Below are 23,484 nucleotides of genomic sequence, written 5' to 3'. Positions count from 1 at the left end.
ACAGCCATGGCTGCCCGGCAACAAAACCGGCGCGCAACTTACCCTCGAAAAACCGTTCAAGCAAAACTTTCAGTCATTTAATTGCGCCGCTGGCCGCCCTCGCGGGGACGACGGCCAGCGGTCGCTGCCTCAAACCGGCTTATTTGCCGGACTTGATCTTGGTCCAGCTGCGGGTCAGCTCACGCTGGGTCGCGGCCGGCAGGTCGGCGATCGCATACAGCTTGGCCTGCACGTCCGCCGGCGGGTAGATGCCCGGATCGCTGGTGATGTCCTTCTCCACCAGCGGCGTGGCGGCGGCGTTGCCGTTCGGGAAGCGCACGGCGTTGGTGATGCCGGCCATGACTTCAGGCTTCTGCAGGAAAGTCATGAACTTGTAGGCGCCTTCGACGTTCTCGGCATCCTTCGGAATGGCGACCATGTCGAAGAAGCTGCCTGCGCCTTCCTTCGGAATGGCGTAGCTGACTTTCACCTTGTCGCCGGCTTCGGCGGCGCGGGACTTGGCCTGCTGCACGTCGCCCGAGTAGCCGACGGCTACGCAGATGTTGCCGTTGGCCAGGTCCGAGATGTACTTGGAGGAGTGGAAGTAGGTGATCGAAGGACGGATCTTGAGGAACAGCTCCTCGGCCTTCTTGATGTCGTCTTTCTTCTGGCTGTCGGTCGGCAGGCCCAGGTAGTGCAGCGCGACCGGGATCATTTCGGTCGGCGAATCGAGGAAGCTCACGCCGCAGCCCTTGAGCTTGGCGATGTTCTCAGGCTTGAGCAGCACGTCCCAGGAATCGATCTTGTCGGTGCCCAGCGCCGCCTTGACCTTCTCCGGGTTGTAGCCGATGCCGATCGAGCCCCACATGTACGGGAAGGCGTGCTTGTTGCCCGGGTCGCTGACCGACACGGCCTTGAGCAGGTCCTGGTTCAGGTTCTTCCAGTTCGGCAGCTTGGCGGTGTCCAGCTCCTGGTAGACGCCGGCCTTGATCTGCTTGGCCAGGAAGTTGTTCGACGGCACGACCACGTCGTAGCCCGACTTGCCCGCCAGCAGCTTGGCTTCCAGGGTCTCGTTGCTGTCGAACACGTCGTAGACGACCTTGATCCCCGACTCCTTCTCGAAGTTGGCGATGGTGTCCGGCGCGATGTAGTCCGACCAGTTGTAGACGTGCAGCACTTTGTCGTCCGCGTGGACCGCACCCGCCATCATGCCCGCCACGGACAGGGCGAGCAGTGTCTTGCCAGCAAGCTTTTTACCTAATGCCTTCATGCGTCATGCTCCAAATTTTTCTTTTTTGAACCACTTTGTTCAGCGGCCGAACCCCGACAACCGGAACCGCGGCTAGTCTGGCAAGATCCGGGCCGGTCTTTCAAGGAAAGACCGGCCTTTCTGACAGCTCAGTGCGCGCATGCCGGCGGCACCCACGCCAAGAGCCTAGCACTTAGCCTTGCAACGCACTCAGGGTCAGGTCCAGGCACTTGCGCGCCTTGGTCACCAGCTCATCGATTTCCGCCTTGCCGATCACCAGCGGCGGGGCAATGATCATGGTGTCGCCCACGGCGCGCATGATCAGCCCGTTGTCGAAGCAGAACTGGCGGCAGATCATGCCCACGCCCTTGCCTTCGTAGCGCTTGCGGGTGGCCTTGTCCTGCACCAGCTCGATGGCCCCCAGCAGGCCGACCCCGCGCACTTCCCCCACCAGCGGGTGATCGTTGAGTTCGCGCAGACGCTTCTGCAAATACGGTGCCGTTTCCTCGTGGGCGCGCTCGATGATCTTCTCTTCGCGCAGGATGCGGATGTTCTCCAGGCCCACCGCCGCCGCCACCGGGTGGCCGGAGTAGGTGAAGCCGTGGTTGAAGTCGCCGCCCTCGTTGAGCACCGCCACCACTTCGTCGCGCACGATCAGGCCGCCCATCGGGATATAGCCGGACGTCAGGCCTTTGGCGATGGTCATCATGTGCGGCTTGAGGCCGTAGAAATCGCTGCCGAACCATTGGCCGGTACGGCCGAAGCCGCAGATCACTTCGTCCGCCACGAACAGGATGTCGTACTTGGCGAGGATTTCCTTGATGCGCGGCCAGTAGGTGTCCGGCGGAATGATCACGCCGCCCGCGCCCTGGATCGGCTCGGCGATGAAGGCGCCGACGTTGTCCACGCCGATTTCGAGGATCTTCTCTTCCAGTTGGTTGGCCGCCCAGATCCCGAACTCTTCCGGGGTCATGTCGCCGCCTTCGGCGAACCAGTACGGCTGGGCGATGTGGACGATGCCCGGGATCGGCAGGTCGCCCTGCTCGTGCATGTAGGTCATGCCGCCCAGGCTCGCGCCGGCCACGGTGGAGCCGTGGTAGCCGTTCTTGCGGCTGATGATGACTTTCTTGTTCGGCTGGCCCTTGATCGCCCAGTAGTGGCGGACCATGCGCAGCATGGTGTCGTTGCCTTCGGAGCCGGAGCCGGTGAAGAACACGTGGTTCATGCCCTCGGGCGCCACGTCGGCGATGGCCTTGGCCAGTTCCAGCGCCGGCGGGTGGGCGGTCTGGAAGAACAGGTTGTAGTACGGCAGCTCGCGCATCTGTTTCGCGGCGGCGTCGGCCAGCTCGTCGCGGCCGTAGCCGATGGCCACGCACCACAGGCCGGCCATGCCGTCGAGGATCTTGTTGCCCTCGCTGTCCCACAGGTACACGCCCTTGGCATTGGTGATGATCCGCGGGCCCTTCTCCTTCAGCTGCTTGAAGTCGCTGAACGGAGCCAGGTGATGCTCGCTGCTCAAGGTTTGCCACTCACGGGTTTGCGGGTTGTTGCTGGTCATGCCAATTCTCCTTGTTATCGGTGAAGGCGCGGCGTGCGACGGCCGCGCCGGGCGCGTCAGACGGCGAACAGCAGGTATTCGCGCTCCCACGAACTGATCACGCGCTTGAAGTTTTCATGCTCGGCCCGCTTGACCGCGACGTAGCCGGTGATGAAGTTCTTGCCCAGGTATTTCTCGATGGTGGCGCTCTTCTCCATGCGCTCCAGGGCGTCCTCGATGGTCAGCGGCAGGCGCAGGTTGCGGCGCTCGTAGCCGCGGCCCACCACCGGCGCGCTCGGGTTGAGGCCCTCGACCATGCCGATGTAGCCGCACAACAGGCTCGCGGCGATGGCCAGGTACGGGTTGGCGTCGGCGCCCGGCAGGCGGTTCTCGACACGGCGGTTCTGCGGGCCGGCGTCCGGCACGCGCAGGCCCACGGTGCGGTTCTCTTCGCCCCATTCCACGTTCACCGGCGCCGAGGTGTCCGGCAGGAAGCGGCGGAACGAGTTGACGTTCGGCGCGAACAGCGGCAACAGCTCGGGGATCAGCTTCTGCAGGCCGCCGATGTGGTGCAGGAACAGCTGGCTCATGGTGCCGTCGTCGTTGGAGAAGATGTTCTTGCCGGTCTCGATGTCGATGATGCTCTGGTGCAGGTGCATCGCGCTGCCGGGCTCGCCGGTCATCGGCTTGGCCATGAAGGTGGCGGCCACGTCGTGCTTGAGCGCGGCTTCGCGCATGGTGCGCTTGAACACCAGGATCTGGTCGGCCAGGGACAGCGCGTCGCCGTGACGGAAGTTGATTTCCATCTGCGCGGTGCCGTCCTCGTGGATCAGCGTGTCCAGGTCCAGTTCCTGCAGTTCGCACCAGTCGTAGACGTCTTCGAACAACGGATCGAATTCGTTCGCCGCCTCGATGGAGAACGACTGGCGGCCGATCTCAGGGCGCCCGGAACGGCCGACCGGCGGCTGCAGCGGGTAGTCGGGGTCGTCGCTGCGCTTGGTCAGGTAGAACTCCATCTCCGGCGCCACGATCGGCTGCCAGCCCTTGTCGGCGTAGAGCTTCAGGACCTTCTTGAGGACGTTGCGCGGCGACAGCTCGATGGGGTTGCCCTGTTTGTCGTAGGTGTCGTGGATCACCTGGGCGGTCGGCTCGATGGCCCACGGCACCAGGTACACCGCGCTCTGGTCGGGACGGCAGACCATGTCGATGTCCGCCGGGTCGAGCAGTTCGTAATAGATGTCGTCTTCGACGTAGTCGCCGGTCACGGTCTGCAGCAGCACGCTCTCCGGCAGGCGCATGCCCTTTTCGGCGATGAATTTGTTGGTCGGCGAGATCTTGCCCCGGGTGATGCCGGTCAGGTCGCTGATCATGCATTCGACTTCTGTGATCTTGTGGTCTTTCAACCAATCGGTGAGCTGGTCGAGGTTGGTGCTCATAAGTGCCTCTGGGCTGTCGCCTGACGCGTGTCAGGCCATGTTTGACGCACGGGGCGTCGCGTTAAAGGGGGCTTGCGTGCGCGCAGTGCCGGCTTACGCCGGGCACCGCGCATCGACAATGAAGGAGGAGCTTACCTGCCCTTTACGCTGGCGTTGCATTTCCTGTGCGGACCTGGGGTGTGCAGAATCGTGTGCACCGCGCCGGACGCCGCACAGGCCGGAGGAATGAAAGCGATCTATATTGAAAGGAGAACCGCTAAAGGGGATGCCGTCGCGTGCGTCCTGAATACCGGACGCCGGAGCTTTTTCCGCCGGGGACAGGAGTCCCTTCCACAGGCTGCGGGCCTTGCCGGCCGCGCTGCGCGCGGACGTGTCGCCACTGATGTGATGAGCATGCAGGCCAGACTGCTGGAAGCCGTCGGTGACGCCGATGATCGGCAGGCGAGACATGAAGCACCCCGGTATTATTGCTGTTATGGGTTTGACCCGAGCTTAGCCTTGTTCATTTTTTTACACAACACCCCCGTAAAAAATACAACACGGCCTGCTCAAGCCCGCGGGTGGCGTGAATTCCGCGGACAAAAAAACGCCCCAAAGCGCCCCACAAATGCCCCCGTGGCGCTTTTTTAGGGCAAAAAAGGCCTCGCTTGACTTCGGCAGGCCGTTCGGGTTGACTGAAACCCGAAAAGATCAATGATTGATATTTTTAACAAAAAAGGTGTTGCATCATGTCGGTACCCCCGCGTGCCGTTCAGCTCAACGAAGCGAACGCGTTCCTTAAGGAACATCCTGAGGTTCTGTACGTCGACCTTCTGATTGCGGATATGAATGGTGTGGTGCGCGGCAAGCGCATCGAACGCACCAGCCTCCACAAGGTTTACGAGAAAGGCATCAACCTGCCGGCCTCCCTGTTTGCCCTGGACATCAACGGCTCGACGGTGGAAAGCACCGGCCTGGGCCTGGACATCGGCGATGCCGACCGCATCTGCTATCCGATCCCCGATACCCTGTGCAACGAGCCCTGGCAGAAGCGCCCGACCGCGCAGTTGCTGATGACCATGCACGAACTCGAAGGCGACCCGTTCTTCGCCGACCCGCGCGAAGTGCTCCGTCAAGTTGTCGCAAAGTTTGACGAACTGGGCCTGACCATCTGCGCCGCGTTTGAGCTTGAGTTCTACCTGATCGACCAGGAGAACGTGAACGGCCGTCCGCAGCCGCCGCGCTCGCCGATCTCCGGCAAACGCCCGCACTCGACCCAGGTCTACCTGATCGACGACCTCGACGAATACGTCGACTGCCTCCAGGACATCCTCGAAGGCGCGAAGGAGCAAGGCATCCCGGCCGACGCCATCGTCAAGGAAAGCGCCCCGGCGCAGTTCGAGGTCAACCTGCACCACGTCGCCGACCCGATCAAGGCATGCGACTACGCGGTGCTGCTCAAGCGCCTGATCAAGAACATCGCCTACGACCATGAAATGGACACCACCTTCATGGCCAAGCCGTACCCGGGCCAGGCGGGCAACGGCCTGCATGTGCACATTTCGGTACTCGACAAGGATGGCAAAAACATTTTTGCCAGCGAGGATCCCGAGCAGAACGCCGCGCTGCGTCACGCGATCGGCGGTGTGCTCGAGACCCTGCCCGCGCAGATGGCTTTCCTCTGCCCGAACGTCAACTCGTACCGCCGCTTCGGCGCGCAGTTCTACGTGCCGAACTCGCCGAGCTGGGGCCTGGACAACCGCACCGTGGCCCTGCGCGTGCCGACCGGTTCCGCCGATGCGGTGCGCCTTGAGCACCGCGTGGCCGGCGCCGACGCCAACCCGTACCTGCTGATGGCTTCGGTGCTGGCGGGCGTGCACCACGGCCTGACCAACAAGATCGAGCCGCCGGCCCCGACCGAAGGCAACAGCTACGAGCAGAACGAACAGAGCCTGCCGAACAACCTGCGCGACGCGTTGCGCGAACTGGACGACAGCGAAGTGATGGCCAAGTACATCGATCCGAAGTACATCGACATCTTCGTCGCGTGCAAGGAAAGCGAGCTGGAGGAGTTCGAGCACTCCATCTCCGACCTTGAGTACAACTGGTACCTGCATACCGTCTAAGCGGATTGCGGTGATTGAGAACGCCGTTGGCTGAGTCAGCCGGCGGCGTTTTTTTATGGCCGCCTGCGGCGGATCGCTGGCAAGCCAGCTCCCACAGGGTTCTGCCTTGCACTCAAGACCGGGGCTTGACGGAGCCTCTGTGGGAGCGGGCTTATCGGTCGCCGCACCGCAGCGATGGGCGTCCGGGCAGACAACGCCCAAGCCGGCTCGTACAATGCCCGCTGCCCCGCAGGAGACTTTCATGACGCGCCCCGCCCCCGTCCGCAAACCCCGTGCCCGCAGCCAGGCGCGGATCGATTCGATACTCGATGCCGCGCGCACCCTGCTGGCCGCCGAGGGCGTGGGCAGCCTGTCGATCTACAGCGTCGCCGAGCGCGCGCAGATCCCGCCCTCCTCGGTCTACCACTTCTTCGCCAGCGTCCCGGCGCTGCTGGAAGGGCTTACCGCGGATGTCCATGCCGCGTTCCGCGCCTGCCTGCAATTGCCCATCGACCACGACGCCCTGCGCGACTGGCGCGACCTGTCGCGGCTGGTCGAGCAGCGCATGCTGGAGATCTACGACCAGGACGCCGCCGCCCGCCAATTGATCCTGGCCCAGCACGGCCTCACCGAGGTCACCCAGGCCGACCGCCAGCACGACCTGGAGCTGGGCGACCTGATGCACAAGCTGTTCGACCGCCATTTCGAACTGCCCAGGCTGCCGGACGATGTGGACGTGTTCGCCCTGGCCATGGAACTGGGCGACCGCGTCTACGCCCGCTCGGTGCAGCAGCACGGGCAGATCACCCCGCGCATGGCCGAGGAAGGAATGCGGGTGTTCGATGCCTACATCGGGCTGTACTTGCCGCCGTACCTGCCCAAACGGGTTCTCCAGGGTCTGTGTGAAAAGTCTTGAGACGAAGGTCAGGCAAGGCGAAAACAGCCGAGGAAGCGGAGTCTACGGGTTGTACATGAGCATTCCGAGGCTGTTTTCAACGCAGCATCACCGAGTATCAAGGCTTTTCACACAGGGCCTAGGGCCCTGCCCGATGGGCGCGGCCACTGAAGCCGGATGTGCCGCCGTCATCGCGAGCAGGCTCGCGCCTACAGGTTTATGCACTGACCGCAGATCCTGATTTCACCGACGCCTCTTGTGGGCGCCAGCCCGCTGGCGATGGCCTCAGCGCCCCATTCAAGCCAGGCACAAAAAACCCCGAAGGGTTCGCACCCTTCGGGGTTGTCTGCATCCACAGCCTCACAACTTGGCGATGGACACCTCGGTGGACTTCACGAAGGCGATCACTTCGCTGCCCACGTCCAGTTCCAGCTCCTTGACCGAGCGGGTGGTGATCACTGAGGTGACGATGCCGGAGGCGGTCTGCACGTCGATTTCCGACAGCACGTCGCCCAGGACGATTTCCTTGATGGTGCCTTTGAACTGGTTGCGTACGTTGATGGCTTTGATGGTCATGGTATTTCTCCTGGAGTCGAAATGAGCGGCAAGCGGCAGGCCACCCGCTGCAAGCAAAAGCGATCCGCTTCCTCTTGCAGCTCGAAGCCTGAAGCTCGCAGCCGCTTCTTCATTGCGCCCAGCGCAGTTGCGTGGGCAAGGGTGAAACAGGTTCCGGCGCCGGCGGTTCGCCGGGCAGGGACAGCACACGGTTGAGCACTTCGGTTTCCAGCGCCGCCAGCCGGTGCGAGCCGCGCACCCGCGGGCGCGGCAGTTCCACGGCCAGGTCGAGGCCGACTTCGCCGTCCTCGATCAGGATCACCCGGTCGGCCACCGCCACCGCCTCGCTGACGTCGTGCGTCACCAGCAAGACGGTGAAGCCGTGCTGTTGCCAGAGGCGTTCGATCAGTTGCTGCATCTCGATCCGGGTCAGCGCATCCAACGCGCCCAGCGGTTCGTCGAGCAGCAGCAGGCGCGGCTGGTGGATCAGCGCCCGGGCCAACGCCACGCGCTGCTTCTGCCCGCCGGACAGCGCCGCCGGCCACTCGTCGGCCCGGTCCGCCAGGCCCACCGCGTCCAGCGCTTGCAGCGCCTGGGCCCGCCAGTCGCCCTTGAGGCCCAGACCGACGTTGTCGATGATGCGTTTCCACGGCAGCAGCCGCGCTTCCTGGAACATCAGGCGGGTGTCTTCCCGCGCCTCGCTCAGCGGCGCCGCGCCGGCCAGCAGGTCGCCGCCGGTGGGCCGGTCGAGGCCGGCGAGCAGGCGCAGCAAGGTGCTTTTGCCGCAACCGCTGCGCCCGACCACCGCGACGAACTGCCCCGCCGGGATGTGCAGGTCGATGTCGCGCAACACCTGCCGCGCACCGAAGGTCTTTTGCAGGTTGCGCAGCGCCAGCGGGATCCCGCGCAGCAGGCGCGGAGGCTGTTGAGCGGTCATGCCGCACCTCCTTTGGCCGCCTGATAGGCCGGATGCCAGCGCAGCCACACACGCTCGAGGCCACGGGCCGCGAGGTCGGCCAGTTTGCCGAGCACCGCGTACATCAGGATCGCCAGCACCACCACGTCGGTCTGCAGGAACTCCCGGGCGTTCATCGCCAGGTAGCCGATGCCGGAGCTGGCGGAGATGGTTTCGGCCACGATCAGCGTAAGCCACATGAAGCCCAGCGCGAAACGCACTCCCACCAGGATCGACGGCAACGCCCCCGGCAGGATCACCTGCCAGAACAGGCCGAACCCGGACAGGCCGTAACTGCGGGCCATCTCCACCAGCGCCGGATCGACGTTGCGGATGCCGTGATAGGTGTTGAGGTAGATCGGGAACAGCGTGCCCAGCGCCACCAGGAAAATCTTCGCCGACTCGTCGATCCCGAACCACAGGATCACCAGCGGGATCAGCGCCAGGTGCGGCACGTTGCGGATCATCTGCACCGAGCTATCGAGCAGGCGCTCGCCCCACTTCGACAGGCCGGTGATGAAGCCCAGCGCCAGGCCGATGCCGCCGCCGATGGTGAAGCCCAGCGCGGCGCGCCAGCCGCTGATCGCCAGGTGCGTCCAGATCTCGCCGCTGCGCACCAGGTTGACGCCGGCCTCGACCACCGCCACCGGCGCCGGCAGGATCCGCGTCGACAGCCAACCCGCCGACACCGACAACTGCCACACCGCCAGCAACAGCACCGGCAACGCCCAGGGCGCAAGGCTGTGGATAAGCTTCTTCATGGCGACGCCTCAGCTCTGGGACGCGGCTTTGGGAAGGATGTCGTTGGCCACCATCTCGCCGAACGGGCTGACGTAGCCGGCGCTTTTCGGCGCCTCCGGCCGTTCGATGTCCAGGTGCGGGAACAACAGCTCGGCCACCCGGTACGACTCTTCGAGGTGCGGATAACCGGAGAAGATGAAGGTGTCGATGCCCAGGTCCGCGTATTCCTTCACCCGGGCCGCCACGGTCGGGCCGTCGCCGACCAGCGCCGTACCGGCCCCGCCGCGCACCAGGCCGACGCCGGCCCACAGGTTCGGGCTGACTTCCAGGTTGTCGCGGCTGCCGCCGTGCAGCGCGGCCATGCGCTGCTGGCCCACCGAGTCGAACCGCGCCAGCGATGCCTGGGCCCGTTTGATGGTGTCGTCGTCCAGGTGCGAGATCAGCCGGTCCGCCGCCTGCCAGGCTTCGGCGTTGGTTTCGCGCACGATCACATGCAGGCGGATGCCGAAGCGCACGGTGCGCCCGAGTTTGGCGGCCTTGGCGCGAACCTGCTCGATCTTCTCCGCCACCGCCGCCGGCGGCTCGCCCCAGGTCAGCACCATTTCCACTTGCTCGGCGGCCAGGTCCTGGGCCGCTTCCGACGAGCCGCCGAAGTACAGCGGCGGACGCGGCTGCTGGATCGGCGGATAGAGCAACTTGGCGCCCTTCACGCTGATGTGCTCGCCGTCGTAATCCACAGTCTCGCCTTCCAGCACCCGGCGCCAGATCCGGGTGAATTCCACCGAAGCCTGGTAGCGCGCTTCGTGATCGAGGAACAGGCCGTCGCCGGCCAGTTCTTCCGGGTCGCCGCCGGTCACCAGGTTGAACAGCGCGCGGCCGCCCGACAGCCGGTCCAGCGTCGCCGCCTGACGCGCCGCCACCGTCGGGGAAATGATCCCGGGGCGCAGGGCCACCAGGAACTTCAGGCGCTGGGTCACCGGAATCAGCGACGCCGCCACCAGCCACGAGTCCTCGCAGGAGCGGCCGGTGGGGATCAGCACGCCGCCGAAGCCCAGGCGGTCCGCCGCTTGCGCGACCTGCTGCAGGTAGCCGTGGTCGACGGCGCGGGCGCCTTCGGCGGTGCCAAGGTAATGGCCATCGCCGTGGGTAGGCAGGAACCAGAAAATATTGAGGCTCATGGAGTGGTCTCCTTGGTTATTCGAATTAAGGTGCCTTGGCCACGGCGGCCGGCGGGGTCCAGATCACATCCTTGATGCTCAGCGGCTTGGGGATCAGCTTGAGCTGGAAGAAGGTGTCGGCGATTTTCTGTTGCGCGGCGACCACGTCCGGGGTCAGGAACAGCGCGCCGTAACCCTGGCGCTTCACCGAGGTCAGGGTGATGTCCGCCGGCAGGCCGAGCAGCGGCGAAACCTGCCGGGTGACGTCTTCGGGGTTGGCCTTGGACCATTCGCCGACCGCGCGCACTTCCTCGACGAGGGTGGTGATCACCTCGGGATGCTGCCGGGCGTAGGATTGGGTCGCCAGGTAGAACTGGTGGTTGTCGACGAGGCCTTTGCCGTCGCGCAGGGTGCGTGCCTGCAATTGCCGTTCGGCGGCGGCCTGGTACGGATCCCAGATCACCCAGGCGTCGACGCTGTTGCGCTCGAACGCCGCGCGGGCATCGGCCGGCGGCAGGTAAACGGCCTGGATGTCGCTGTACTTGAGGCCGGCGTCTTCAAGGGCGCGCACCAGCAGGTAATGGACGTTGGAGCCCTTGTTGAACGCGACCTTCTTGCCCTTCAGGTCCGCGACGGATTTGATCGGCGAGTCCTTCTGCACCAGGATCGACTCGCTGTCCGGCGCCGGCGGCTCATAGGCCACGTAGAGCAGATCGGCACCGGCGGCCTGGGCGAAGACCGGCGGGGTTTCGCCGGTGACGCCGAAGTCGATCGAACCGACGTTCAGGCCTTCCAGCAGTTGCGGGCCGCCGGGGAACTCGGTCCACTGCACGTCCACGCCTTGGGCGGCCAGACGCTTTTCCAGGGTGCCCTTGGCCTTGAGCAGCACCAGGGTGCCGTACTTCTGATAGCCGATCCGCAACGTCTCGGCCTGGGCCTGGGTGATGGCGCCGAAGGACACAGCCGCAGCAAACAGAGCGACCAGACCACGACGCAAAAATACAGTGCGCATAGCGCTCTCCTTTTTGCAGTTGGTTTTGGCTGCACCTGCTTGCCCGTTGGCGGGCGAGTAAGGCCAGTGATGTCAGATTCGGGTAAAGCTCAAATGCTCCAGCGGGCACTCAACAGACGTTCGTTCAACACACCCGGCGCCAGCGGCTTGGGCCGGCGGGCCATGGCCCCGACAAACAGCTCCAGGGCTTCGTGCAGACGCTGCTCCAGCGCCGGCGCGAGCTGCGGCTGGGCACTGCCTTCGCCGTAGGCGATCTGGCTGTCCTCCGCGAAGATCCCCTGCAGCATTTCCTGGGCCTTCAAGGCCGACAGCACCGGCTTGAGGGCGTAATCGACCACCAGCATGTGGGCGATGCTGCCGCCGGTGGCCATCGGCAATACGATCTTGTGGCTCAGGGCGCGTTCGGGCAGCAGATCGAGCACGGCTTTCAGGGCACCGGAAAACGAGGCCTTGTACACCGGCGTTGCGATCAGCAGGCCGTCGGCGTTTTCGATCCGGCGCAGCAGGTCGAGCACTTTCGGGCTGTCGAAGCGGGCGTGGAGCAGGTCTTCGGCGGGAAAGTCCCGCACCTGGTAACTCACCACCTCCACGCCTTGGCGCTGCAACCAGCGTTGCGAGCGTTCCAGCAGCACTCCGGAACGGGAGCGTTGACTGGGACTGCCACCGAGCGATACCACCAGCATTCAGAAGATTCCTTGCGCATTGCGGGCGATTCGCGGGGTGCGGTCTCGCTGTGTTGGAGTGACCTTACCAGCTCATTTATATATCCATAAATCATATTTATTCATTTGGTTATTCCCTGTAGAGATATGCGTCGTCATTTCCTCCAGGCAAAAAAACAGGCCGTCGAAACGGCCTGAAACCCTGCTTTGCGGGTACTGCACTTGAAGTCGTTGCTGAACGGGCCTGACTCATCGCGGGCAGGCCCGCTCCCACAGGGGAATGCATTCAACTGCGGGAGCCAGCCTGCTGGCGATGGCGGCTTCGGCCGCGCCGAATGCCCCGGGGATCACTTGTTCGGCTGCGGCGTCAGGCGCAGGTACGGCTTGATCGCCCGGTAGCCCTTCGGAAAGCGTCGTTTGATTTCTTCCGGATCCTGGAGCGACGGCACGATCACCACCTCTTCGCCGTCCTGCCAGTTGGCCGGGGTGGCCACCTTGTAGTTGTCGGTGAGCTGCAGCGAGTCGATCACCCGCAGGATCTCGTGGAAGTTGCGTCCGGTGCTCGCCGGGTAGGTGATGGTCAGGCGGATCTTCTTGTTCGGGTCGATCACGAACAGAGAGCGCACGGTGAGGGTGTCGCTGGCGTTGGGGTGGATCAGGTCGTAGAGGTCGGACACCTTGCGGTCGGCGTCGGCCAGGATCGGGAAGTTGACGAGGGTGTTCTGGGTTTCGTTGATGTCTTCGATCCACTTGTGGTGCGAGTCCACCGGATCCACCGACAGTGCGATGGCCTTCACGCCGCGCTGGGCGAACTGCTCCTTGAGCTTGGCGGTGAAGCCCAGTTCGGTGGTGCACACCGGGGTGAAGTCCGCCGGGTGGGAAAACAGCACGCCCCAGCTGTCGCCCAGCCATTCGTGGAAACGGATCTTGCCGGCGCTGGAGTCTTGTTCGAAATCGGGGGCGATGTCGCCGAGTCTGAGGCTCATGGTGCTGCTCCTGATGAGTGGGTGGAGAAGACAACTGTAGCTCGGCTTTTGATCTTCTGAAAAAGAATAAATATCTAGATATTTAGACCAAACAGAAATATTAAACATCTGTTCACTGGACGCCTCCGGGCATCGCGACCACCATCGGCCCCAAGGTTCGAGAAGGCCTTGAGTTGCAGTAAAGAGGGAAACCTCGGGAAGGGTCTACGGGGGTGGGCCCGACCCGAAACGCAAAAGCCCCGTCCGGCGCAATGCCGGACGGGGCTTTTTTTCATCGGCGACTCGGGCGCGCTGTTACAGCAGCGGGATCGAGTAGCTGAGGATCAGGCGGTTTTCGTCCTGCGAACGGGTGTTCGGCAGGTCGGTGCGCCAGGTGGCGTTCTTCCACATGAAACCGACGTTCTTCAGCGGACCTTCCGGAACCACGTAACCGATGGTCAGGTCACGTTCCCACTCAGTGTGGTCACCGCTTGGGGTGTCGATGTTGTCGCCACGCAGGTAAACGACACCGGCGGTCAGGCCAGGTACGCCGACCTTGGCGAAGTCATACGAGTAGCGACCTTGCCAGGTGCGTTCGCCGGCACGGCCGAACTTCTGGATCTGCATGTCGGTGATGGTGTAGTTGGACGAGCCGTCACCCTGGTTCAGCCAAGGGAAGTCGCTGTCGCCGTTGCTCACCTGGTAGCCGCCGCCGAAAGTGTGGCCAGCAACGGTGTACAGGAACAGACCGCTGTACAGGTTGTTGTCGACTTTGCCTTTGGTGACGCTACCGCCGTAGTAACCGGTGGTGAAGTAGTTCTTATCATGGCCGTTAGCGCCATCGTCACGGCTGTTGAAGTAGCGGAAGTCCGACTTCAACACGCCCGGACCGATTGCCCAGTTGTGAACCAGACCCAGGAAGTGCTGCTTGTAGAAGTCTTCCAGGTTGCCGTAGTAGTACTGGGCAGTCAGGTCTTTGGTGATTTTGTAGTCACCGCCGGCGTAGATGAACTTGTTGCTGTCGCGGCCAGTCGAGGTGCGACCGTTGGCGCCGGAAATCGACAGCTGTTCGTTGTTGCTCGAGTTACGACCTTTGGCGGACTCGATCTGACCACCGATCAGGGTCAGGTCTTTGATGTCGTTGGAGGTGATCTGGCCACCTTGCCAGGTTTGCGGCAACAGACGACCGTCGTTGGTCACAATGACCGGCAGCTTTGGCTGCAGGGTGCCCAATTTCAGTTCAGTCTGAGAAATCTTGGCTTTGGCGGTCAGGCCCAGGCTGGAGAAGTTATCAACGGCTTCGCCATTGTGTTCGCTTGGGAACACAGTGCCACCGTAGGAACCTGGGTTAGAGCCGGACGGAGCAGTGGCGCCGTTGGTGCCGCCGCCCGAATCCAGACGCACGCCCAACAGACCGATGGCGTCGATACCGAAGCCGACGGTGCCCTGGGTGTAGCCGGAAGTGAAACGCAGATCGAAGCCTTGGCCCCACTCTTCGTTCTTGTTCGGGCCGGCGCCATCACGGTTGTCGGTATTGATGTAGAAGTTACGCAGCCCCAAGGTGGCCTTGCTGTCTTCGATGAAACCGGCGGCGCTTGCCTGCTGCGCCAAAACCCCTACGGCCACAGCCAGGGCCAAGGTGGACTTGTTCATGTAACGCTCCTCTCGTTTCTAATTCTTGTGTTCCTGGTCCGGGGTCTGATGCCCCTGGATCCTAAGATGCGCGATTAGCGCCAGACCGTGACTGACAAGTCAATCGCAACCTTGTGCGCCTACGACCAAGGTCTAATCGCAGTGATTTGGTCCCTGCAGGGTAATGATTTCCTGATACAGCCAAAAAGAATTTATTCATTCTTTTTCATACCATTTCGGAATATGGCCATCTACTGGCCACCCACGCCGGGCTACAACGTATCGGCGCCTAAGCTCATTCCTAAACGGTATTTGGTCGCCTTTTTTTAGATCGATTAGCGTTGACCCAACCCCAATACGTCAATCCCTATCGAAAAGGCGACGCCATGATGGCCAAACGCGCACTATCTAGTCAATTTGTTACAGTTTGTGTGTCGGCGATGATTTCTTTTTCTGTCCAGGCTTCTGGCCTCACGGTCGGGTATCAGACCGGCATCGACCCGAGCAAAGTGCCCCAAGCCGACGGCACCTACGAAAAGGCCCTCGGCGAGAAGATCGACTGGCGCCGCTTCAACAGCGGCCCGGAAGTTGTGACAGCCATCGCCTCCGGCGACGTGCAGATCGGCAACCTCGGCTCCAGCCCGCTGGCGGCGGCCGCCTCGCGCAACCTGCCGATCGTGGCGTTCATCGTGTCGGCCCAGATCAACAGCGCCGAAGCCCTGGTGGTGCGCAACGGCAGCGGCATCGACAAACCCCAGGACCTGGTCGGCAAGACCCTCGCCACCCCGTTCGTCTCCACCTCCCACTACAGCCTGCTCGGTGCGCTCAAGCACTGGGGCCTGGACACCTCCAAGGTCAAGGTGGTGAACCTGCAGCCCGCCGAGATCGCGGCGGCCTGGAAGCGCGGCGACATCGACGGCGCGTTCGTCTGGTCGCCGGCCCTGGGGGAAATCCGCAAGACCGGCAAGACCCTGACCGACGCCGCGCAAGTCGGCCAGTGGGGCGCGCCGACCTTCGAGGTCTGGGTGGCGCGCAAGGACTACGCCGAGAAGCACCCGGACGTGGTGGCCGGGTTCGCCAAGGTGACGCTGGACGCGTTCGCCGACTACGCCGCGCATAAGGACAGCTGGACCGCCGACTCGGCGCCGGTGCAGAAAATCGCCAAATTGACCGGTGCCAACGCGGCGGACGTGCCGGAACTGCTCGCCGGCTCGGCGTTCCCCGACGCCCGGGCGCAGCAGACCGCCGCGCTGCTGGACGGCGGCACCGCGAAGGCGATCGGCGAGACGGCGAAGTTCCTGAAGGAACAGGGCAAGGTCGAGACGGTGCTGGCGGATTACTCGCCGTATGTCAGCGCGAAGTTTGTCGCACCCTGAACGCTTCGCGGGCAAGCCCGCTCCCACAGGACCGATGCGATCCTTGTGGGAGCGGGCTTGCCCGCGATGGGGACGACGCAGTCACAGGCTCTTTTCGAAGATCTTCGAATTGCGCTGATAGTTGTACAGCGAGGCCCGCGCCGCCGGCAGGCGCTCGACGCTGCTTGGCTCGAACCCGCGTTCGCGGAACCAGTGCGCGGTGCGGGTGGTGAGCACGAACAGGGTCTTGAGGCCCTGGGCACGGGCCCGGGTCTCGATGCGCTCCAGCAGCTCGTCGCCGCGGCCGCCGTGGCGATACTCCGGGTTGACCGCCAGGCACGCCAGTTCGCCGGCATCCGAATCGGCGATCTGGTACAGCGCCGCACAGGCGATGATCATGCCCTCACGCTCGACCACGCTGAACTGCTCGATCTCGCGCTCCAGCACCTCGCGGGAACGGCGCACCAGAATCCCTTGCTCCTCCAGCGGGCTGATCAGGTCCAACAGGCCGCCGACGTCCTCGATCGCCGCCTCGCGCACCCGCTCGAACTGCTCCTGGGCCACCAGCGTGCCGCCGCCGTCGCGGGTGAACAGTTCGGTGAGCAGCGCACCGTCTTCGGCATAGCTGACGATATGGCTGCGGGCCACGCCGCCGCGGCAGGCTTCGGCGGCGGCATCGAGCAGTTCCGCCTGATAGTTGCTGCCCAGGCGTTGCAGATGCGCCGGCACCTGCTGCGGGCGCAGTTCGCGCACCAAGTGGCCGTGTTCGTCGATCAGGCCCAGGTCGGCGCCGAACAGCAGCAGCTTGTCGGCCCCCAGGTCGATGGCGGCGCGGGTGGCGACGTCTTCGCAGGCCAGGTTGAAGATTTCGCCGGTCGGCGAGTAGCCCAGCGGCGACAGCAGCACAATGGAGCGCTCGTCCAGCAGGCGGTTGATGCCCTTGCGGTCGACCCGGCGCACTTCGCCGGTGTGGTGGTAGTCGACGCCTTCGAGCACGCCGATCGGCCGCGCGGTGACCAGGTTGCCGCTGGCCACCCGCAGGCGCGAGCCCTGCATCGGCGAGGAGGCCATGTCCATCGACAGGCGCGCCTCGATGGCGATGCGCAGCTGGCCGACGGCGTCGATCACGCATTCCAGCGTGGCGGCGTCGGTGATGCGCATGCCGTGGTGGTAATGCGGGGTCAGGCCGCGGGCGGCCAGGCGCGCCTCGATCTGCGGACGCGAGCCGTGCACCAGCACCAGGCGCACGCCGAGGCTGTGCAGCAGCACGATGTCATGGACGATGTTGCCGAAGTTCGGATGCTCCACGCCGTCGCCGGGCAGCATGACGACGAAGGTGCAGTCGCGGTGGGCATTGATGTAAGGGGACGCGTGGCGAAGCCAATTGACGTATTCGGGCATGAACCTGGGCCTGTAATAAATAGCAGCCGGAAAAGGGGCGGAACGGAAAACGCACAGCGGGCTGATGGTTATCGTCGGAACAGGCTTGGCGACACGCGCGCTCTCCTCATGAATACGGGTTGGATCGGCGGCAATTTACCGCGTTTGCCCGGATAAAACACCGGCCCCTGCGCCAGGGGCCGGCTCGTGCCTACAGGTTTTTGTCCGGCGTCAGGCAGTAATGTTCAATCAATTGCCGCAACAGTTGCACGGTAGGCTGCAGACGTGACATTTCAAGGTATTCGCCCGGCTGGTGCGCGCAGGCGATGTCGCCCGGGCCCAGCACCAGGGTCTCGCAGCCCAGGCGCTGAAGATAAGGCGCTTCGGTGCCGAACGCCACCGCTTCGGCGGCGTGGCCGGTGAGCTTCTCGGCGATGCGCACCAGTTCGCTGCCTTCGGCCTGCTCGAACGGCGGCACCTCAGGGAACAGCGGCCGGTAGTCGATCTTCACCCGGTGCCGTTCGGCGACCGGGTTGAGCTTCTGCAGGATCTCGGCCCGCAGCACCTTGGGGTCCATGCCCGGCAGCGGCCGCAGGTCGAACTCCAGCGAGCACTGGCCGCAGATGCGGTTGGGGTTGTCGCCGCCGTGGATGCAGCCGAAGTTGAGGGTCGGCTGCGGCACGCTGAACTGCGGGTTGTTGAACTCGCGCTGCCACAACAGGCGCAGGCCGCGCAGTTCGCCGATGGCGTCGTGCATGGCCTCCAGGGCGCTGTGGCCCAGGCGCGGATCCGACGAATGGCCGCTCTGGCCGAGGATTTCGATGCGCTCCATCATCACGCCCTTGTGCAGGCGGATCGGCTTGAGCCCGGTGGGTTCGCCGATCACCGCCGCCCGCCCCAGCGGCCGCCCGGCTTCGGCCAAGGCGCGGGCACCGGCCATCGAGCTTTCCTCGTCGCAAGTGGCGAGGATCAGCAGCGGCTGCCTGAACGGCTGCGCCAGCAACGGTTGCACGGCTTCGATGACCAGGGCGAAGAAGCCCTTCATGTCGCAGCTGCCCAGGCCGATCCAGCGGCCGTCGGCCTCAGTGAGCTTGAGCGGGTCGGTCCGCCACAGCGCGTCGTCGTAGGGCACCGTGTCGCTGTGCCCGGCCAGCACCAGGCCGCCGGGACCGCTGCCGTAGCTGGCAAGCAGGTTGAACTTGCCGGGGCTGACCGTCTGGATGTCGCAGGCGAACCCCAGATCGCCCAGCCATCCCGCCAACAGATCGATCACGGCCCGGTTGGACTGGTCCAAACCCGGCTGGGTGCAGCTGACCGACGGCACCGCGATCAGCGCGGCGAACTGGTCTTTCATGGACGGCAAAGGCATCGCTGACTCCCACTCCCGGATTGGAGTCCATCATAGAGCCATCCGGCGCCCGGAATAAACCGCCGCAAGGCGCAGCCCCCGTGAGTCCTGTACACTGCACGGCCTTGGCAGCCGCGCATCCCCCGGCTGCGCTCCCGATCCTGGATTTTCCGGCCATGCAGAAAGAAACCGAAATCAAGCTCCGCGTCAGCCGCGAAACCCTCGCCGCCCTGCGCGAGCACCCGCTTCTGAAAAAACGCAACAAAAATGGCTGGGAACGCCGTGAGTTGATGAACCAGTACTTCGACACCCCCGAGCGCGACCTGGCCCAGGCCAAGGTCGCCCTGCGCCTGCGCAAGGACGGCGACGAAGTGATCCAGACCCTCAAGACCCGCGGCCAGAGCGTCGCCGGCCTGTCCGAGCGCAACGAGTACGACTGGCTCCTGGCCAAGGCCAAGCTCGACGTGAAGAAACTCGACGGCGAATGCTGGCCCGAGTCCCTCGCGGAACTGGACAAGAAAACCCTCAAGCCGATCTTCACCACCGATTTCGTCCGCGAGCGCGCCGAGATCGCCTGGGGCCGCGGCAAGGCCAAGGTGGTCATCGAAGCCGCCCTGGACCTGGGCCACGTGGTGGTCGGCAAACAGAAAGAAGAAATCTGCGAACTGGAACTGGAACTGCGCGAAGGCGAACCCGCCGCGCTGCTGGAACTGGCCGCCGAACTGGCCGAGACCCTGGCCCTGATGCCGTGCGACATCAGCAAGGCCGAGCGCGGCTACCGCCTGCACGACGCCGGCAGCTACTCGCTGAGCCTGCCGGCGCCGCAACTGACCGCCGAAACCCCGCTCGACGACGCGTTCGCCGCCCTGGGCTGGCACTTGCTCGGCAGCAGCCAGCGGCTGGCCGAACAGTACCGCTTCAATGGCCACTGGCGCCTGCTGCAGGACTGGGTCGAACAGCTGGCGGAGCTGCGCGCCCTGCTCAGCAGCCTCGGCCAGGCCGCGCCGCGCCCGTCGACCCATGGCCTGCGCGCCGCGCTCGATGCCCTGCTGGAAGACTGGCGCCCGCTGGTGCAGGCCGGCCTCGACGACGAAGACGTGCGCAAGGCCGCGCCGGAACAGTTCCTCGAAGAGCTGCAAGACCCGCGCTGGGGCCTGTTCTCGCTGAACGCCTCACGCTGGCTGCTGGCCCGCGGCTGGACTGCCGAACGCACCACCCGCGGCAACCGCCAGGGCTCGGCCCAACTGCAGAGCTGGCTGCCTCGACTCTTGAGCGAAGAAGCCGGTTCCCTGCAGTTGCAGCGCTACCAGCAGCAGCCGGAAGACCTGGCCGAACAGCTGCCGCGCATCGAGCGCATCCAGGTGTGGCTGCACCACGCGCGCGACGTGCTGGAGATCGCCGAGATGGATCGCCTGTACGGCGAACTGAACAAACTGGCGCAACTGGCCAACCAGCCGATCACCGACGAAGCGCTCGATGCCCGCAAGCATCAGGCGATCGCGGTCTATCAGAACCGCGCCTGGAAGACCCTGCTGCGCCTGTGACCCCGCCAACGCCGGCAAGCCGGCTCCCACAGGGGATTTGTGGCTGACGCAAAACCTGTGTGGGAGCGGCGGTGCGACGACTCGACCTGCTCGCGATGAAGCCCTCCCCCTCAACGAAGGTCCTCAGACCGGCAGGCTGGTCGTGGACTTGATCTCCGACAGCGCCACGATCGAATTCACCTCCTGGATCCCCGGCACCAGCGACAGCTTCTCGAAGAAGAACCGCTCGTACGCCTCGATGTCCGCCGCGACGATGCGCAGCATGAAATCCACCGCCCCCATCAGCACGTAGCACTCCAACACTTCCGGAAAACCGCGGATCGCCTCGGTGAACTCGGTGAAGTTCGAGCGGCCGTGGGCGTTGAGCTTCACCTGGGCGAAGATCTGCGTGTTCAGGCCGATCTTCTTGCGGTCGAGCAAGGTCACCTGGCCGCGGATGATCCCCTCCTCCTTCATCCGCTGGATCCGCCGCCAGCAGGGTGACTGCGACAGCCCCACCTGTTCGGCGATCTGCGCGCTGGACAAGGAAGCGTCCGCTTGCAGCAAGGCGAGAATGCGCCGGTCGTAGCTGTCCAGCTCGCTGTGCATAAATAATCCTCATAACAATAGAATGCGGAATAGAACTTGTCGGCCAACTCCATAATCCGCCTATCTTAGATAAGAAATACCCGGCATCGAATGTAAAAATTTCTCCACCGAACCCGGAGAGCCGCCATGCCCCACCTCGAAGCCGTGACCACCCCCTCGCCCCGCGCCGATGCGTGGAGCGCGCGCAACGCCCATTGCCTGGCGCAGTACCGGATCCTCGCCGAAGCCGAACCGGACCTGCCGGTGCGCGTGCTGAACCTGTTCGCCCTGCAATGCCTGACGCCTGAACAGGTCAGCCTGCAGCGGCTGGACGACCTGCTGTCGATCGACATCGTCATGGGCGGGCTGAGCTGGCACCGCGCCCAGGTGATCGCACAGAAGCTGGGCAACCTGGTCAGCGTCTGCTCGGTCACGCTGCACAATGCCAACGCGGCGCGGACGGCGCCCGTGCAGGCGGCCGGCTGAAAGATCCCGAAACGGCTTGCCGCCGGTAGTGGCCCAACGGTCTGCGGGGCCGCGGCTATCCTTTGGCGCACTGTCGTCGAAAAGGTGTCCGCATGTCCGTTCAACTCGCCGCTCAGGATCGCTGGCTGGATCTCAATGATGTCTTGCGTGAACTGGTGGCCCAGGGCTTCATCAGCCAGGACGCCGCCGAGCAGGCGCTGAACGCGCGCCGCCGCCAGGGCGCCCACAACCCCCTGCACCCGCTGGAGTTCATCGCCGGCCAGCAGCTGGACGACCTCAGCCGCCCCGGCCGGCACCTGGACCTGGAAAGCCTGACCCTGTGGCTGGCCCAGCAGGCCGGCCAGCCGTACCTGCGCATCGACCCGTTGAAGATCAACGTGGCGGCCGTCATTCCGCTGATGTCCTACGCCTTCGCCCAGCGCCACAGGATCCTGGCGGTGGCCGTCGACCGCGACGCGGTGACCGTGGCCAGCGCCCAGCCCTACGTCCGGGGCTGGGAGGCCGACCTGACCCACGTGCTGAAGCTGCCGGTCAAGCGGGTGGTGGCCAACCCGGCGGACATCCAGCGCCTGAGCGTCGAGTTCTTCCGCCTGGCCAAGTCGGTCAGCGGCGCCAGCAGCGCCGACCAGCAGGGCGGCCACCCGGGCAACTTCGAACAGCTGCTCAACCTCGGCGCCAGCGACCAGGAGCCGGACGCCAACGACGCGCACATCGTCAACATCGTCGACTGGCTGTTCCAGTACGCGTTCCAGCAGCGGGCCAGCGACATCCACATCGAGCCGCGCCGCGAGCAAGGCACGGTGCGCTTTCGCATCGACGGCGTGCTGCACAACGTCTACCAGTTCCCGCCGCAGGTGACGATGGCCATCGTCAGCCGCCTCAAGAGCCTGGGCCGGATGAACGTCGCCGAAAAGCGCAAGCCCCAGGACGGCCGGGTCAAGACCAAGACCCCGGACGGCGGCGAGGTCGAGTTGCGCCTCTCGACCCTGCCCACGGCGTTCGGCGAAAAGATGGTCATGCGGATCTTCGACCCCGAGGTGCTGCTCAAGGACTTCGACCAGCTGGGCTTTTCCGCCGACGACCTGCGCCGCTGGCAGGACATGACCCGTCAGCCCAACGGCATCATCCTGGTCACCGGGCCCACCGGATCGGGCAAGACCACCACGCTCTACACCACGCTCAAGAAGCTGGCGACGCCCCAGGTCAACCTCTGCACCATCGAAGACCCGATCGAGATGGTCGAGCCGGCATTCAACCAGATGCAGGTGCAGCACAACATCGACCTGGGGTTCGCCGCCGGCGTACGGGCGCTGATGCGGCAAGATCCGGACATCATCATGATCGGCGAGATCCGCGACCTGGAAACCGCCGAAATGGCGATCCAGGCCGCGCTCACCGGGCACCTGGTGCTGTCGACCCTGCACACCAACGATGCGCCCAGCGCCATCAGCCGCCTGCTGGAGCTCGGCGTGCCGCACTACCTGATCAAGGCCACGGTGCTCGGGGTCATGGCGCAGCGGCTGGTGCGCACCCTGTGCCCGCACTGCAAGGCCCCCCTCACCCTCGACGACGACGGCTGGCAGTCCCTGACCCGCCCGTGGCAGGCGCCGCTGCCGGGCAACGCGCAACGCTCCGTCGGCTGCCTGGAGTGCCGCGACACCGGTTACCACGGACGGGCCGGCGTCTACGAGATCATGCAACTGAGCGACGGCCTCAAGGCCCTGATCACCCCCGACACCGACCTCACGGCCATCCGGCGCCAGGCGTTCAAGGAAGGCATGCGCAGCCTGCGGCTGTCGGGTGCGCAGAAGGTCGCGGCGGGGCTGACGACCATCGAGGAAGTGCTGCGGGTGACGCCGCAGAGCGAGCAGCGCTAGCCGCCACGGAACTCGACCCCGGCGCGACGATCCAACGGCACAGTCATCACCCCCAGCGGAGTCATCCA

General features: G+C 64.6%; 21 protein-coding genes. 6 read left to right on the top strand and 15 right to left on the bottom strand.

The genetic code is table 11. The features are described from left to right. Nucleotides 1–139: 139 nt before the first annotated feature. From KVG96_RS25910 to KVG96_RS25895, 4 genes are all read right to left on the bottom strand, one after another. Complete coding sequence (locus KVG96_RS25910) at nucleotides 140–1,249, bottom strand: polyamine ABC transporter substrate-binding protein (protein ID WP_217894560.1); 1,110 nt, start codon at nucleotides 1,247–1,249, stop codon at nucleotides 140–142. Nucleotides 1,250–1,421: 172 nt separating this feature from the next. Beyond that, entirely contained in the window at nucleotides 1,422–2,786 is a 1,365-nt protein-coding gene (locus KVG96_RS25905; protein WP_217894559.1) for an aspartate aminotransferase family protein, read from the bottom strand. Nucleotides 2,787–2,842: 56 nt separating this feature from the next. Continuing rightward, nucleotides 2,843–4,201 (bottom strand): glutamine synthetase family protein, encoded by a 1,359-nt coding sequence (locus KVG96_RS25900; protein ID WP_217894558.1) that lies wholly within the window; start codon nucleotides 4,199–4,201, stop codon nucleotides 2,843–2,845. A 93-nt stretch (nucleotides 4,202–4,294) separates the two neighbouring features. Next, the gene (locus KVG96_RS25895) at nucleotides 4,295–4,651 is read right to left on the bottom strand and encodes a glutamine amidotransferase (protein ID WP_217894557.1); all 357 of its coding nucleotides are present in this window, start codon (nucleotides 4,649–4,651) and stop codon (nucleotides 4,295–4,297) included. A gap of 278 nt (nucleotides 4,652–4,929) precedes the next feature. Here KVG96_RS25895 and KVG96_RS25890 point away from each other — a divergent pair, with 278 nt between their 5' ends. Together KVG96_RS25890 and KVG96_RS25885 are read left to right on the top strand one after the other, a co-directional pair. Next, a complete protein-coding gene (locus tag KVG96_RS25890) occupies nucleotides 4,930–6,306 on the top strand; it encodes a glutamine synthetase family protein (protein WP_085581012.1) in 1,377 nt (458 codons plus the stop codon). 241 nt (nucleotides 6,307–6,547) lie between these two features. After that, entirely contained in the window at nucleotides 6,548–7,201 is a 654-nt protein-coding gene (locus KVG96_RS25885; protein ID WP_217894556.1) for a TetR/AcrR family transcriptional regulator, read from the top strand. 339 nt (nucleotides 7,202–7,540) lie between these two features. Here the strand turns inward: KVG96_RS25885 and KVG96_RS25880 are convergent, their stop codons facing one another. The 8 genes from KVG96_RS25880 to KVG96_RS25845 all read right to left on the bottom strand — a co-directional run bounded on the left by KVG96_RS25880 (nucleotide 7,541) and on the right by KVG96_RS25845 (nucleotide 14,880). Continuing rightward, complete coding sequence (locus KVG96_RS25880) at nucleotides 7,541–7,756, bottom strand: TOBE domain-containing protein (RefSeq protein WP_085581017.1); 216 nt, start codon at nucleotides 7,754–7,756, stop codon at nucleotides 7,541–7,543. 109 nt (nucleotides 7,757–7,865) lie between these two features. After that, nucleotides 7,866–8,672, bottom strand: a complete 807-nt coding sequence (ssuB, locus tag KVG96_RS25875) for an aliphatic sulfonates ABC transporter ATP-binding protein (protein ID WP_217894555.1) — start codon at nucleotides 8,670–8,672, stop codon at nucleotides 7,866–7,868. Then, on the bottom strand, nucleotides 8,669–9,451 hold the full coding sequence (ssuC, locus tag KVG96_RS25870) for an aliphatic sulfonate ABC transporter permease SsuC (protein ID WP_217894554.1): 783 nt from the start codon (nucleotides 9,449–9,451) through the stop codon (nucleotides 8,669–8,671). The genes ssuB and ssuC overlap by 4 nt, the downstream gene beginning before the upstream one ends. Before the next feature lie 9 nt (nucleotides 9,452–9,460). Then, entirely contained in the window at nucleotides 9,461–10,609 is a 1,149-nt protein-coding gene (gene ssuD, locus KVG96_RS25865) for an FMNH2-dependent alkanesulfonate monooxygenase (protein ID WP_217894553.1), read from the bottom strand. 25 nt (nucleotides 10,610–10,634) lie between these two features. Beyond that, nucleotides 10,635–11,600 carry a sulfonate ABC transporter substrate-binding protein gene (locus KVG96_RS25860; protein ID WP_217894552.1) on the bottom strand — a complete coding sequence of 322 codons (966 nt, stop codon included), beginning with the start codon at nucleotides 11,598–11,600 and terminating at the stop codon, nucleotides 10,635–10,637. A gap of 89 nt (nucleotides 11,601–11,689) precedes the next feature. Further along, nucleotides 11,690–12,283, bottom strand: coding sequence for an NADPH-dependent FMN reductase (gene ssuE / locus KVG96_RS25855; protein WP_217894551.1), 594 nt, complete (start codon nucleotides 12,281–12,283; stop codon nucleotides 11,690–11,692). Nucleotides 12,284–12,609: 326 nt separating this feature from the next. Beyond that, nucleotides 12,610–13,248, bottom strand: a complete 639-nt coding sequence (locus KVG96_RS25850) for a peroxiredoxin (protein ID WP_217894550.1) — start codon at nucleotides 13,246–13,248, stop codon at nucleotides 12,610–12,612. 294 nt (nucleotides 13,249–13,542) lie between these two features. Then, nucleotides 13,543–14,880, bottom strand: coding sequence for an OprD family porin (locus KVG96_RS25845; RefSeq protein ID WP_217894549.1), 1,338 nt, complete (start codon nucleotides 14,878–14,880; stop codon nucleotides 13,543–13,545). A gap of 419 nt (nucleotides 14,881–15,299) precedes the next feature. On the opposite strand from KVG96_RS25845, the gene tauA reads away from it, so the two are divergent. Next, on the top strand, nucleotides 15,300–16,235 hold the full coding sequence (tauA, locus tag KVG96_RS25840) for a taurine ABC transporter substrate-binding protein (protein ID WP_437180528.1): 936 nt from the start codon (nucleotides 15,300–15,302) through the stop codon (nucleotides 16,233–16,235). A gap of 81 nt (nucleotides 16,236–16,316) precedes the next feature. Here the strand turns inward: tauA and argA are convergent, their stop codons facing one another. After that, nucleotides 16,317–17,615: an amino-acid N-acetyltransferase gene (gene argA, locus KVG96_RS25835; RefSeq protein ID WP_217894548.1), complete on the bottom strand. Its 1,299-nt coding sequence runs from the start codon at nucleotides 17,613–17,615 to the stop codon at nucleotides 16,317–16,319. 190 nt (nucleotides 17,616–17,805) lie between these two features. Further along, nucleotides 17,806–18,963, bottom strand: a complete 1,158-nt coding sequence (gene argE / locus KVG96_RS25830; protein WP_217894547.1) for an acetylornithine deacetylase — start codon at nucleotides 18,961–18,963, stop codon at nucleotides 17,806–17,808. 155 nt (nucleotides 18,964–19,118) lie between these two features. On the opposite strand from argE, the gene KVG96_RS25825 reads away from it, so the two are divergent. After that, nucleotides 19,119–20,486 carry a CYTH domain-containing protein gene (locus tag KVG96_RS25825; protein WP_217894546.1) on the top strand — a complete coding sequence of 456 codons (1,368 nt, stop codon included), beginning with the start codon at nucleotides 19,119–19,121 and terminating at the stop codon, nucleotides 20,484–20,486. A 123-nt stretch (nucleotides 20,487–20,609) separates the two neighbouring features. On the opposite strand, the gene KVG96_RS25820 is transcribed toward KVG96_RS25825, so the two are convergent. After that, entirely contained in the window at nucleotides 20,610–21,074 is a 465-nt protein-coding gene (locus tag KVG96_RS25820; RefSeq protein WP_085581042.1) for an Lrp/AsnC family transcriptional regulator, read from the bottom strand. A gap of 126 nt (nucleotides 21,075–21,200) precedes the next feature. Here KVG96_RS25820 and KVG96_RS25815 point away from each other — a divergent pair, with 126 nt between their 5' ends. Both KVG96_RS25815 and tfpB read left to right on the top strand, forming a co-directional pair. Further along, on the top strand, nucleotides 21,201–21,539 hold the full coding sequence (locus tag KVG96_RS25815; RefSeq protein WP_217894545.1) for an ACT-like domain-containing protein: 339 nt from the start codon (nucleotides 21,201–21,203) through the stop codon (nucleotides 21,537–21,539). Nucleotides 21,540–21,631: 92 nt separating this feature from the next. Beyond that, a complete protein-coding gene (gene tfpB / locus KVG96_RS25810; protein ID WP_217894544.1) occupies nucleotides 21,632–23,416 on the top strand; it encodes a type IV pilus assembly ATPase TfpB in 1,785 nt (594 codons plus the stop codon). The last annotated feature ends 68 nt before the right edge of the window (nucleotides 23,417–23,484 follow it).

Origin of the sequence: Pseudomonas ekonensis, from assembly GCF_019145435.1 — a bacterium.
Classification (GTDB): Bacteria; Pseudomonadota; Gammaproteobacteria; order Pseudomonadales; family Pseudomonadaceae; genus Aquipseudomonas; species Aquipseudomonas ekonensis.
Note: the sequence above shows the minus strand (reverse complement) of the source record. Positions and strands in the feature narration are given on the sequence as shown.